This is a genomic window from Chromobacterium sp. Beijing (genome assembly GCF_021496765.1).
Taxonomy (GTDB): domain Bacteria; phylum Pseudomonadota; class Gammaproteobacteria; order Burkholderiales; family Chromobacteriaceae; genus Chromobacterium.
Window position 1 is genome coordinate 489,717 of sequence record NZ_CP053750.1, and the last position, 12,397, is coordinate 502,113.

Below are 12,397 nucleotides of genomic sequence, written 5' to 3' on the forward strand. Positions count from 1 at the left end.
GGCCATGAGCGCCATGTCGAGTCTGGAAACCCTGTTGCAACCCATCGCCGCGGACAATCCCGGCGGCGAGCCGCTGCGCTACGCGCCGGAATACGACCAACTGCGCGAACTGCGGCGCGAGGACGATCCCAGCCTGCCCGCCGGCATCTGGGAAAGCGATTTGAAGCGCGCGGACTGGTCCGGCGTGGAGCGCCTCGCCTCCGCGCTGCTGGCCGAGCGCAGCAAGGATTTGATGGTGGCCGGCTGGCTGGGGGAATCCTGGCTGCATCTGCTGGGCCTGCCCGGCCTGGAAGCGGCGCTGGCGTTGAGCGCGCAGTGCTGCGAGCAGTACTGGGACAGCCTGCACCCCTTGCCGCAGCAAGACGATCTGAGCTTTCGCACCGGCCCGCTGGAATGGCTGGCCAAAACCTACGCCGCCACGCTGGCGGCCCAGGTGCCCTTGCTGAACGCGCCGCCGCCGCAGGGGCGGCAGCCGCTGACCCTGCGGCAGTGGCAGGACCTCAACCGCCGGCTGCTGGCCGGCGGCGACGAGGGCAAGCTGGAGCGCGAACAGGCGCGCCACGAGCAGCAGAAGCTGAACGACTGGGTGCGCGCGCTGCCGCCGGCCGCGCTGGAGGAGAGCCGCGGCGCGCTGGCGCGCAGCCGGCAATGGCTGGCGCGGCTGCAGAGCTGGTGCGACGAACGCATGGGCGCGGACGCGCCGTCCTACGCGCCCTTGAGCCAGACGCTGGAGCAGGCGGCGCAAGCCTTGCAGGAACTGGCCGTCCTGCATCCCGGCCCGCCGCCGGAGCCGGAAGCCGCCGCCGTCGACCAGGCCGAGGCCGCCGCGCCGCCGGTCCTGGCCGAAGCCGGCCACGGCGCGCCGCCGCCGGCGTCCGCGCCCGTTTTCGCCCAGCGCGAGCCGCAGGGGCGGGAGGACGCTTACCGCCAGCTGCGCGGCATCGCCGATTATCTGGCGCGCACCGAGCCGCACAGCCCGGTGCCCTATCTGATCTACCGCGCGGTGGAGTGGGGGGAGAAGCCTTTGCGGGAGCTGCTGGCGGAGCTGATAGACAGCGACGCCGAGGCGCGGCGGTTGTGGTCCCTGCTGGGGGTGTTGCCTTAGAACCTGTTTACGATCTGCTGCGCGTCGGCGGGATGGATAGAAATGGGCGTTGAAACCGAGCTCAAAATGCTCATGTACCACGAGTACATTCCGCTTTTTCGCTCGTTTTCGCCTTGTCTCGCCTTAGCTCGCGAGATCGTAAACACGTTCTCAGAGCCTGTGCAAAGTCTGCTGCGCGTCGGGGATACGGTGTTGAGAACAAGCTCAATATGCTCATTGCCTCTTGTACACTTCGCTTTTTCGCTTGTTTTCGCCTTGTCTCGCCCTTGTGCGCGAGGCTTTGAGCAGGCGTTTAAAAACGGGGCTTGAGGCGGAGAAGCCGCCTCCCGCTTGACGGGCATTCAGTGAAGGACGGCCAGATGGCGAATGTGGAGTGGAACGGGCTGATCATCCGCCGCGCGAGCGCGGCCGACGCGCCCGCGGTATTGAAAATTTTCGATGAAATCATCGCCTGGTTCGTCGCCATGGGCAACGCGGAGCAATGGGGAAGCGAGCCGTGGTCAAGCCAGCTGCGACAAGTGGAGCGGGTGGTCGAGGCGTGCTCGCTGCCGGGAGCGTGGGTGGCGGAGGAGGAAGGCGGCGCCGTGTTGGCCGCCCTGGTGCTGGGGGAGGCCATGCCCTATGCGCCGGCCGCGACGGAGCCTGAAATCTACGTGCGCTTGCTGGTCGCCTCCCGCCGCTCCGGCGCGCGGGGCGTCGGCCGGCGTTTGATGGCTTTCGCGGATGAACAGGCGAGGCTGGCCGGCGTCAAGCGCTTGCGCGTGGATTGCTATGGCGGGGGCACGGGGGCCTTGGCGCGTTTTTACGAGTCCTGCGGTTATGAGCGCATCGCCGCATTCGATGTGGACGGCTGGCCCTGCCAGCTGCTGGAGCGCGTTCACGCTCCCGTGAGCTAGGGCGAGGCTGCTTGGGAAAGCGGCTTGCTCGCATGGCGCGCTGCGCCGCGCGCAGCGGACCGCGAACGGACTCCAAGGCCAGGATGCCTGGCCCGGAAGGACGGCGCGGGCAAGGGCTCAGTCCAGCGTGTCCATATAGTCCTTGCCGCGCAGCCGCCCGGTTTGCGCCCAGGGCAGCGGCTGGCCGGCGGCCAGCGGGCGGATCTCCACGCGCATGCTTTCGCGATGGCGGCCGTCCTGCGAACGCGATTCCACCCGCAGCGGCATCGCCCAGCGCGCGCTCCATTGCAATTGCTTGCTGTGGCCCTTGGCGGTTTTGCGATACCAGCGGCTGCCGTCTGCGCCGGGGCTGACGGTGAAGCCTTTCAGTTTTTCAATGTCCACCAGCTGGCTGGCCAGGATCCAGGAGCCGTCGAAGCCCACGTCGCTCCATTCGCGCTGCCCCACTTGCACCAGCAGCCGCTGTTGCGGCAGGGCGAACTCCAGCCGCGGCTGGCCTTTGGCGTCCAGCCAGACGTGGCGGCTGGCGGCGGCGTAGTCGATGTGGTCGTGGCCGTCCTCATGGCCGTGGCCGTCATCGTGATCGTGGTCGTCGGCGGGGGCGTTCAGCCGTTCGCGCCAGACGTGCTTGCCCTGGCGGGTCAGTTTTTCCCTATAGCGTATGGTTTTTTCCACGCCGTCCTTGCCGATGGTGACGGTTTCGTAGCGGATGGTGGCCACCAGATCCGGCGCGGCGGCGCGCAGCGCCGGGGACAGGGCCAGCAGGGCCAGCGGCAGCAGGATTTTCATCGCGGTCTTTCTTCGTGCGTAAAAGTAGGCTTGCCCGTGGGCAAGCCGAATGGGGTGCATCCGGGACGGCCGCGCCGGGCCTGGAGCGGCGCCGGCGCGGAGCTCGTCGCGGGGGCGGGGGCTTAGAGCCTGTTTACGATTTCGCGAGCTAGAGCGAGACAAGGCGAGAACGAGTGAAAAAGCGGAATGTACACGTGGTACATGAGCATTTTGAGCTCGTACTCACCATGCTACGCTTCACGACGCGCAGCAGATCGTAAACAGGTTCTTACAGGCCCAGCGCGCTTTTCACCAGGCCGAACACCTTGGTGTTGTCCATCACGCCCTTGAAGCCCTTGGAGCCGGCGCCGCCGGACATCAGCATCACGTCGCCGCCGCCGTGGGTTTCGCTGGACAGGCGGATGCCGGTTTCCTGCTGGTAGTCGTCGCCCATCGCGGTGGCGGAGTCCACCGACACGCGGCTGGCCTTGCGGTTGGGGCCGTTGCCGAACACCAGCGCGGTGTAAGTGGCGCCGTCCGCGTCCTTGGACTCCTTGCCGTCGGCGTAGCCGCGCACGATGTCGTGGATGGGGTTGCCGCGCTTGGCGTAGCCGTTGATGGTCATGGTGTGGTCATGGTCCGCGGTGACCACGATCAGGGTGTTGTTCAGGTCCACCTTGGCCAGCGCGGTCTTGATGGCGTTGTCGAAGGCGATGGTGTCTTCCAGCGCGCGCTTGGCGTTGGTGCCGTGCAGCGCGTGGTCGATGCGGCCGCCTTCCACCATCAGCACATAGCCGTTGCCGTTGCGGGCCAGGGTGTCGATGGCCTTGGCGGTCATGTCGGCCAGGCTGGGCTGGTTCAGGCTGTTCTTCACCCGGTCCAGCTCATAGTCCATGTGGTCCTTGTTGAAGATGCCCAGCAGTTTGTTGCCGGACTGCGGGTTGAAGGCGGCCAGCTCGCTGCCGCTGCTCACCAGGGTGTAGCCCTTGGCCTGCATTTCGGTCAGCAGATTGCGGCCGTCCGGGCGCTTGCCGCCGGAGGCGGTGGGCAGGAAGAATTTGCCGCCGCCGCCCATCAGCACGTCCAGGCCGGCGCCCAGTTTGGCGTTGTAGCCGGCGCCGCCCGGCGCCGCCTGGGCGGCGATGTCGGATTCGGCGTCGCGGTGGCAGACGTGAGAATAAGTGGCGGCCGGGGTGGCGTGGGTGACGCGGGTGGTGGTCACCGCGCCGATGGCCTTGCCCTTGGCCTTGGCCAGTTCCAGCAGGGTGGTCGCCGGCTGGCCGTTGCCGCTGCCGCAATTGCCGGTGCCGTTGCTATTGGGGTCGATGGCGCGGGTGTCGGCGGACATGGAGATGACTTCGTTGTTCATCTTCACGCCGGTCATATAGGCGGACATGGACGGCGCGCTGTCGGTGGTTTGCGCGTCGTTGGAGAAGGTCTTGACGCGGGCGGTGCGGGACAGCTGTTCCATGTTCAGCTTGCCGGCTTCGCCGTATTTGTAGATGCGCGAGGCGGTGACGGTGGTGGGGCCCATGCCGTCGCCCAGGAAGAAGATCACGTTCTTGGCTTCGCCCGCGGCCTGGGCCGGCAGCGCGTGCAGGGCGGCGGCCAGCGCGGCGACGCTGAGTAGCGGTTTCATCATCGGTTTCATTGCGGTTCTCTTGTATGGGTTTGTGTAGCGTTTGGGGGTGGCGGCTCAGAACCTGTTTACGGTCTGCTGCGCGTCAGCGATACGGCGTTGAAAATGTCTTCAAAATGCTCGTGTACCGTGTGTACACTCCGCTTTTTCAGCCGTTTTCGCCTTGTCTCGCCCTTGCTCGCGAGATCGTAAACAGGTTCTCAGAGCGCGGCCGCTTTCTTCACCAGGCCAAACACGTCGATGTTTTCCAGGAAGCCGTGGAAGGCGTCCGAACCCTGGCCGATGGCGCCGATGTAGACATCGGTGCCGCCGTGGGTTTCGCCGCCGGCCGGCATGCGCACCGCCGCTTCCTGGTGGTAGTCGTTGGCGGACACCACGGCGTCGGTCAGCGCGGCGGCGGCGTTGCGGTTGCCGTTGACGCGGTTTTCGCCGTTGCCGAAGCCGATGATGGAATAGGGCATGCCGTCGGCGTCGGTGGCCAGGCTGCCGTTGCTGTAGTTCTTCACCAGGCCCAGCACGCCGGGGTTGCCGGCCGTGGTCTTGCCGGTGCGCTGGGCGTAGCCGTTGAGCACCAGGGTGTGGTCGTGGTCCGCGGTCACCACGATCAGGGTGTTTTTCAGGTCCGGATCGCGCTGTTTCATCGCGTCGATGGCGGTCTTGATCGCCTGATCGAAGGCCACGGTGTCCTGCAGCGCTTTCTTGGCGGTGGTTTCATGCAGCGCGTGGTCGATGCGGCCGCCTTCCACCATCAGGAAGAAGCCTTGCTTGTCCTTGCGGTCCGCCAGCATGGAGATGGCCTTGGCGGTCATCTCGGCCAGGCTGGGTTCCTTGGAGGCGTCGCGGTCCAGGTCGTAGCTCATGTGGCTGCTGGTGAACAGGCCCACGGCGCGGGTGGTCTTGGCCGGGTCCAGCGCGTTGAAGCCGGTTTTGTCCGCGGCGTAGCCGTAGCCCTTGGCTTTGAGCTCCGCCACCAGATCGCGGCCGTCGGCGCGCTTGCCGCCGGCGGCCTTGGGCAGGAAGAACTGGCGGCCGCCGCCGAAGACCACGTCCACGCCGTCTTGCAGCTTGGCGTTGAAGAGCGCGCCGCCCGGCACCAATTGGGCGGCGATGTCGGATTCGGCGTCGCGGTGGCAAACGTGGGAGTAAGTGGCCGCCGGGGTGGCGTGGGTGACGCGGGTGGTGGTGACCACGCCGGTGGCCTTGCCGCCGGCCTTGGCCAGCTCCAGCAGGGTGCTGACCGGCTGGCCGTTGCCGCTGCCGCAGTTGGAGGTGAAGTCCGCGGTGGGGGATTTGGCCTGGGTGTCGGTGGACATGGAGATGACTTCGTTGTTCATCTTCACGCCGGTCATGTAGGCGGACATGGACGGCGCGCTGTCGGTGACCTGGGCGTCGTTGGAGAAGGTTTTGACGAAGCCGCTCTCCGGCAGCGTGTCCATGGTCAGCTCGCCGTCTTCGCCCACGGAGTAGATGCGGGCGGCGGTGGTGGTGTTGATGCCCATGCCGTCGCCCAGGAAGAAGATCACGTTCTTGGCGGCGGGACGGAGGCCCTGGTTGTTGTTGGCGGAGCCGCTGGCGGTGCCGCCGCTGCTGCCGCAGGCGGCCAGGCCGATGGCGGCCGTCACGGCCAGGGTCAGGCTGAGGATGCGCATGATGTTATGTTCCGGGCATGAAAAAAACCGGCACAGCATAGTGCGCGCATGTTTCGGCCAGGAGAGGGTTTGATGAAGATTTTGTTGCGGGGTCAACCGGCGGGCCGGGGCCGGCGTTGGCGGGGCGCGCTTAGAACCTGTTTACGATCTGCTGCGCGTCGTGGAGCCTTACACGGTGAGCACACCTTCGAAATGCTCATGTACCATTTGTACATTCCGCTTTCTCAGCCGTTTTCGCCTTGTCTCGCTTTAGCTCGCGAGATCGTAAACAGGTTCTTAGCGCCGGTCAGCGCATAGCGGCAGCAGCCGCTGATAGGCGGCGTTGATGTCCTTGCTCTTGCGTTCCGCCAGTTCGCGCAGCTCCAGGCCCAGGGCGCTGACCTTGTCCGGATGGTATTCCGCCATCCGCGCCCGGTAAGCGGCTTTCAGTTCTTCCGCGGAGCAGGGCCAGGCGACTTGCAGCACCTGGCAGGCGCGCTCGGTCTCGGAGACGGCGCCGGACGGCGGGGCGTCCGGCCGCGTCGGGCTCAGCGCCCGGCGGATCAGCCAGTAGGCCAGCAGGGCAAACAACAGCAGCGCAATCAATCGCATCGACACGGTTCCTTGGCAGAGGGCCGCCCGCGCTTGCGGACGGAATAGCAATATGGAGCGGCTGGCCGGACGCTGGTTCCCGGCGCGGGGCGGCGGTGGGTGAACTATGCCGCCGGCGGGCGGTCCCACCCGGCCCGGTTATGTTCTTTAATTTAGAGCCGCCTGCCGATCCGGGGAGGCGGCGGCCCGCAAGGAAGCATATGAGTTCCACCATCCGTCCGGCCGTCCGCGCCGACATCGCCGCGCTGTTCGACATCCGCACCAGCGTCCGGCAAAACCACCTTTCCATCGAGCAACTGGCCGACCTGGGCATCACGCCCGAGACCATCGCCGAAATCATCGCCGCCGCGCCCTGCGCCTGGATCGCGGAGCAGGACGGCCAGCCGGCCGGATTCGCCATGGCGGACCTGGACGCCGGCGAAGTGTTCGCCTTGTTCATCAAGCCGGCGTTCGAGGGCCTGGGCCTGGGCCGGCAGCTGCTGAGCCAGGCCGAGGCCGCGCTGTTTCAACGCCATCCGGTGATCCGGCTGACGACCGACGGCGACGCGGCCATCCGCGCCAACGGTTTTTATCAGCGTCAGGGCTGGCGGCAGGCCGGCCCGGCCGAGGGCGGGGACCTGTTGTACGAAAAGCGGCGCGAGGGCTGAGCGAGGCGCGCCTCCGGCGACGAGACTGAAGAGGCCGGGGGCGTGCCGGATGCGCGCGTTCCCGGGCGTCCGGAGGCGCGTGGCGGGCAGGTAAAGAGGGAGCGCTTCTTCTTTAAGCGCATAAGCATAAGCCAATATGCCACTACAGCCGCGCCGGCTTTTATATTATGATGCCGGCTCTGCGTTGTTTGCCGCCCCTGTCCGCATTACCCAGTTCCCTGCTTCATGCCAAGACGCCGCGTTTCGCGCGCCGTCGTCGTCGACTGTTTCCGGGTGGCCGCGCCAAGTCATAGATGATAGCCGTCCTGGAGTTTTGAATGAGTTTCGCCACCTTATTGCTGTACATCGTCGCCGTCAGCGCCGTGATGATCACCCCCGGTCCGTCCATGCTGCTGGCGCTCAACAACGGCGCCAGCCACGGCATGCGCATCGCCAGCTACGGCTTTGCCGGCGCGGTGCTGTCCGATCTGCTGCTGATCGCCGCCGTGGGCTGCGGCCTGGGCGCCTTGCTGCAAGCGTCGGAACAACTGTTTTCCATCGTCAAATGGGGCGGCGCCGCCTATCTGGTCTACCTGGCCTGGATGATGTGGCGCGCGCCCACCCAGGCGCTGGCCGCCAGCGCCCAGAGCGGCGAGGCCAGCGGCCGCGGCACGTTTTTGCGTTCCCTGGTGGTGGGCCTGTCCAATCCCAAGGGCCTGCTGTTCTTCACCGCCTTCCTGCCGCAGTTCATCCGCCAGGACCAGCCGGCGGTGCCGCAATACATGATTCTGGCCGTGGTCACCGCCAGCGTGGACTGCGTGATGATGTTCATCTACGCCTACGGCGGCCGCCACGCGATGCGCACCTTCTCCGCCCGCGTGATGGGCTGGATCAACCGCAGCTGCGCCGGCATGCTGGCGGTGCTGGCCATCGGCCTCAGCCTGTACCGCCGCAGCGATATGAGCTGAGCGCGCCGCTTTGCCGCCACGGAAAACCCGCCGAATCCGGCGGGTTTTTTGATGTGGGCCTATCGCCGGGCGCGACAAAAAGCCGCCCCTGGGGGCGGCAAGAGGACATCGATAGATACAAAGGAGGGGAGGACTTGTTCCTGAACCCTCCGGCCAATATATCCGCCGCCCGTGACAGCGGGATGACGGCTCAACGCAGCGGCGAGGCGGCCGACGCCGGCGCCCGACGGCGCGCGGCGGGTTCGGCGGCGTCCCGGTACACCCGCACATAGTCCACCACCATCTCCTGCGGCCAGCGCGTGGACGCGTCCGGCGCGCCGGCCCAATCCCCGCCCACCGCCAGATTCAGCACGATGAAGGCCGGTTCTTGCAAGGCGCTCCAGCCGTCGCCGCCGTCGGTTTTCATCGTCACCGTCTGATAGAGCCGGCCGTCGACGAAGTAGCGGATCGCCGCCGGCGACCACTCCACGGCGAAATCGTGGAAACGGTCGTTGAACCAGCCCAGATCCGGCGTGACATAGGAGGCCGACGCCGTTTGCACCGTCCCGGCCGGCGCGCCGGGCTTGGGCCGGTGCGCGCTGCCCCAGACGGTGGCGTTTTCCGCGCCGGCCTCGCTGCCCACCATTTCCAGGATGTCGATCTCGCCGTAATGCGCGGGCTGATCCCAGCGCTGGTTCAGCATCCAGAACGCTGGAAACATACCCTGGCCGTAAGGCAGCTTGATGCGCGCCTCGATCCGGCCGTAGCGCCAGGCGGCCTGGCTGCGCAGGCGCGCCGAGGTATAGTCGCGGCCGCCGTAAGCCTGCCGCCGCGCGGTGATATGCAGCGCGCCGTCGCGCACGGCCACATTGTCCCCGGCGGTGTAGTACTGCAGCTCATGCAGGCCCCACGGGCCGGGGCCGGATTCCAGCCGCCATTTGGCGCCGTCCAGCGCCGCGCCGTTGAATTCGTCCTGCCACGCCAACTGCCAATTGGCCGCGGCTGCGCCGCCGCTCAGCAGCGCCGTAATCGCGGCGGCTGCCGCCATCTTGCTTTTCATCGCTCATCTCGCGCGAGTTTGTCGAGCGTCCAGCATAGCCGGAAGCGAGAGCGGCGCAGTGCGGCCGCGCTTGGCAGTTTTACCAAGCGCGGCCAGGCCCGCGGCTTAGAGCCTGTTCAACGCCGTATCGCTGAAGCGCGGCAGACATTGAACCGCTGCTTAGAGCCGCTAACAAAAGCTCGCAGAGAACCTGAGCCAAGGCGCGCCGACGCGGGCAGTACAAGTCGTACGACAAGGAAGCGCAACGCGGGATCAGGGGTTTTGTTAGCGGGTCTTAGAGCCTGTTCACGATCTCGCGAGCAAGAGCGAGACAAGGCAAAAACGAGCGAAAAAGCGGAATGTACACGTGGTACATGAGCATTTTGAGCTTGTTTTTAACGCGGTATCGCCGCAGCGCAGTAGATCGTGAACAGGTTCTTAGGAGCAATTCGAGTTCAGGCTGGGATAGGCGGTATTCAGGATCCACTTGCCCTTGCTGTTCTTGGCGTAGCGGAATGACAGGAAAATGGGCTGCCCTGCGGGAAACGGGATGGACAGGGTGCAGACTCCGGCCGCGTTCACCTCCTTGCAAGTGCTGGGCAGCGCGCCGGGCCAGCCCTTGGGATAGAGAGTGCCCTCCGGCACGCAATCGGACTCCGCCGCCCGGGTGCCGCATATGGCCGGTTTGGGGCCTTTGGGCCCGGGATAACCCTGCCAGGTGGTGAAGGCGGCCTTGAACTGGTCCCAGCTGTCGAACTGCGATTTGCCCGCCTGGGTGGGCTGGCCGTGGATATGGATGCTGACATGGCCTTCCATCGCGGTGTTGTCCGCCATGGATTTGACGCTGGCGTTCACATCCGGGGTGACGCGGCAATCCGCCGCCTGAACCGGCGCAGCGGACAACAGGCATAGGGTTAGCGCCGTCAGCGCGGCGCCGGAGCAGATTGGGAGGAGGCGATTGAGCATGAGGGAATCCTGAAAACGTCGGGCGCGCAGGCCCGATGGGGTTTTTTAAAAGCGGGCGGCTGTAAGTTATTGCGCCAACAGGGCATGACGCGATTTATCGTTGAAGATTAATGCAAAAGGCATTAATGATGCCTGCGCTTTGGGACAGGTGGCGGGCGAGCGCCGTGCGCCGAAGCCTGGCCGAGGAGGCCTCCAGCGTTGGCGGCGCGGCCTTGAGAACGGCTTCCGCGCGGGGCGGTGAGGGAGAGGAGTGCTTGGGCGATATTCAGGGCGGCGGCTGAGGCCGGCCATGCGCCAAGCCGCCGTCTCAGCCGCAAGGCCCCGCCTCGGCCCGGCTTGCCGGGAAGGGCGTCCTACTGGCGGCTCCGCTCCCAGGCGGCCTGGGTTTCCAGGAACAAGCCGTGCAGCCGGTATTTGTCCCAGATGAAGGCCGTTTCCTTGGCGAACAAGCCGGCGCGCAAAGCCTGCCTGAGCTTGGCCAGAATCGCCGGCGGCGTGTCCGGATGGCAGATCAGCCAGCGCTCGGCCGGCGTCAGCGCCAGCGCCTTGCGCGGCGGCGGGCCGTCCTCCGGCGCGGGCGGGGTGTCGCTGACGAAGACCTCCAGCCGCTTGGCCGCCAGCATTTTGAAACCCAGCGCCGGTTTGGCGATGGGGATGTAGCTCAGCTGGGCGGAACTGAGCAGATCGCGCGCTTCCGCGATATCCACCGTGCCCAGGGTCATGCCCTGCATATCGCGCAGATTCTTGAACGGCGCCGCGTTGCCGCGGGCCACGTAGGCCTGCAAGACCACCGGCGAGATGGCGGCCACATAGCTGACGGTTTCCGCCTTGCCCTGGTCGAAGTTCACATCCAGCGCGCAGGTGTTCTTCTCCGCGGCGGCCAGGAAATACGCGCGCTTGGCCGGCACGCCTTTCAGCGCCACCTCCAGCCCGGCCTTGGCCGTCAGGTAGCGGAAAGCGTCGGCGTAGGGGCCGCCGAGGCCGTCTCGGGCCGGCGTCAGATAGGGCGGATGCGCGTCCGCCACCACGGTCAGCAGCGGCTGGGCCTGGGCCAGGCAGGCGGCGCCGGCCAGCGCCGCCGCCAGCCGTCTGAACGCGGGCGGCGGGCTCAAGACTTCACCAGATCCACCGGCGTGCGCACAATGCTCTGCATCTCGCTTTGCGTCAGCCGCTTATTGAAGGATTCCAGCCCCAGGCGGATGGCGTACTCCGCCTGCAAGGCCGGGTGCTGGTCCGCGGTGGCGTAAATGCGCTTGGACGCCAGCAGCGCGGCCATCTCCGGGATATTGTCGTAGCCGCCGATCAAGACCTTGCCGTCCCGCTTCAATTCCGTCACCGCCTGCGCCGCGCCAATCGCCATATTGTCGTTGCCGCACAAGAGCGCGGCCAGGTCCGGCGTCTGTTTCATCAGCTTCAGCGCCGCCGCCCGCCCGGCGTCCCGCTCCCAATCGCCCCAGGCGAGGGCGGCCAGCGTCATATTGGCGCTGGCTATCGCCTCCCGGTAACCGTCGCTGCGCGCCTTGGCGTTGATGGAGCCGGGCAGGCCCTCGATGATGGCCGCCTTGCTGCGCGGCTTCAAGGCCCGCAGCACATAGTCACCCACCGCGCGCGCGCCGCTGAAATTGCTGGGGCCGACAAAGGGAATGTTGACGCCGTGGCTGGCCAGCGCCCGGTCGTCCAGCTTGTTGTCCAGATTGATCACCAACAGGCCGCTTTGCACCGCCTTGATCAGCGCCGGGATGATGGCGCGGGAGTCCGCCGGCGTGATCAGCAGGATCTGCTCGCGGCGGGCGATGCAGGCTTCAACGATCTTGATCTGCCCGGCCAGGTCGGTCTCCCCCTGCACCCCGTCTATCGTCAGCTGATAGTCGCCGCTGTGCTGCGCGTGGTGCCTGCGCGCGCCGGCCGTCATCACGCTGAAGAAAGGGTTTCTCAGCGATTTGAGCACCAGGGTCACCACGGGCTTCGTCGCGGCCGCCGCCAGCCGGGGCCAGGCCAGCAGGCCCAGAGATGCCAGTAAAAACGCGCGCCGCCGCATGGAGCTCCCCCGCCTGTCGAATGAATGCGCCGGCAAGCCGCCGGCCAGGCCCGGCCGCGCGGCCAGGCTCAAGGATATGGCTTCTTTATAGAGCACAGCGGGGAGGGCGGCAGGAGCGGACTATCCATGCGTT

12 protein-coding genes are annotated in these 12,397 nt (G+C 66.5%); 4 read left to right on the plus strand and 8 right to left on the minus strand.

The features are described from left to right. The first annotated feature begins 4 nt into the window (after nucleotides 1–4). Nucleotides 5–1,105 carry a type VI secretion system protein TssA gene (tssA, locus tag HQN78_RS02360; RefSeq protein WP_235087664.1) on the plus strand — a complete coding sequence of 367 codons (1,101 nt, stop codon included), beginning with the start codon at nucleotides 5–7 and terminating at the stop codon, nucleotides 1,103–1,105. Nucleotides 1,106–1,464: 359 nt separating this feature from the next. Continuing rightward, the gene (locus tag HQN78_RS02365; RefSeq protein WP_235087666.1) at nucleotides 1,465–2,001 is read left to right on the plus strand and encodes a GNAT family N-acetyltransferase; all 537 of its coding nucleotides are present in this window, start codon (nucleotides 1,465–1,467) and stop codon (nucleotides 1,999–2,001) included. Nucleotides 2,002–2,118: 117 nt separating this feature from the next. Here the strand turns inward: HQN78_RS02365 and HQN78_RS02370 are convergent, their stop codons facing one another. From HQN78_RS02370 to HQN78_RS02385, 4 genes are all read right to left on the minus strand, one after another. Continuing rightward, a complete protein-coding gene (locus HQN78_RS02370; RefSeq protein WP_107799783.1) occupies nucleotides 2,119–2,790 on the minus strand; it encodes a hypothetical protein in 672 nt (223 codons plus the stop codon). Between the two features lie 268 nt (nucleotides 2,791–3,058). Continuing rightward, entirely contained in the window at nucleotides 3,059–4,420 is a 1,362-nt protein-coding gene (locus tag HQN78_RS02375) for an alkaline phosphatase (RefSeq protein WP_235087668.1), read from the minus strand. A gap of 188 nt (nucleotides 4,421–4,608) precedes the next feature. Further along, a complete protein-coding gene (locus tag HQN78_RS02380; protein ID WP_235087671.1) occupies nucleotides 4,609–6,057 on the minus strand; it encodes an alkaline phosphatase in 1,449 nt (482 codons plus the stop codon). 276 nt (nucleotides 6,058–6,333) lie between these two features. After that, a complete protein-coding gene (locus HQN78_RS02385) occupies nucleotides 6,334–6,648 on the minus strand; it encodes a DnaJ domain-containing protein (protein ID WP_107799780.1) in 315 nt (104 codons plus the stop codon). 200 nt (nucleotides 6,649–6,848) lie between these two features. On the opposite strand from HQN78_RS02385, the gene HQN78_RS02390 reads away from it, so the two are divergent. Together HQN78_RS02390 and HQN78_RS02395 are read left to right on the plus strand one after the other, a co-directional pair. Beyond that, nucleotides 6,849–7,295, plus strand: a complete 447-nt coding sequence (locus HQN78_RS02390) for a GNAT family N-acetyltransferase (RefSeq protein ID WP_235087673.1) — start codon at nucleotides 6,849–6,851, stop codon at nucleotides 7,293–7,295. Between the two features lie 317 nt (nucleotides 7,296–7,612). Next, nucleotides 7,613–8,242 carry a LysE family translocator gene (locus HQN78_RS02395; RefSeq protein WP_107799778.1) on the plus strand — a complete coding sequence of 210 codons (630 nt, stop codon included), beginning with the start codon at nucleotides 7,613–7,615 and terminating at the stop codon, nucleotides 8,240–8,242. 190 nt (nucleotides 8,243–8,432) lie between these two features. Here HQN78_RS02395 and HQN78_RS02400 read toward each other — a convergent pair whose 3' ends face one another. The 4 genes from HQN78_RS02400 to HQN78_RS02415 form a co-directional block, all read right to left on the minus strand. Next, nucleotides 8,433–9,269, minus strand: coding sequence for a family 16 glycosylhydrolase (locus HQN78_RS02400; RefSeq protein WP_235087676.1), 837 nt, complete (start codon nucleotides 9,267–9,269; stop codon nucleotides 8,433–8,435). A 429-nt stretch (nucleotides 9,270–9,698) separates the two neighbouring features. After that, nucleotides 9,699–10,226, minus strand: coding sequence for a hypothetical protein (locus HQN78_RS02405; protein ID WP_235087678.1), 528 nt, complete (start codon nucleotides 10,224–10,226; stop codon nucleotides 9,699–9,701). Between the two features lie 353 nt (nucleotides 10,227–10,579). Then, nucleotides 10,580–11,338: a hypothetical protein gene (locus HQN78_RS02410; protein ID WP_227104069.1), complete on the minus strand. Its 759-nt coding sequence runs from the start codon at nucleotides 11,336–11,338 to the stop codon at nucleotides 10,580–10,582. Further along, nucleotides 11,335–12,336 (minus strand): substrate-binding domain-containing protein, encoded by a 1,002-nt coding sequence (locus HQN78_RS02415; protein WP_235087680.1) that lies wholly within the window; start codon nucleotides 12,334–12,336, stop codon nucleotides 11,335–11,337. Before HQN78_RS02415 ends, HQN78_RS02410 begins: the two co-directional genes overlap by 4 nt. Between the last annotated feature and the right edge of the window lie 61 nt (nucleotides 12,337–12,397).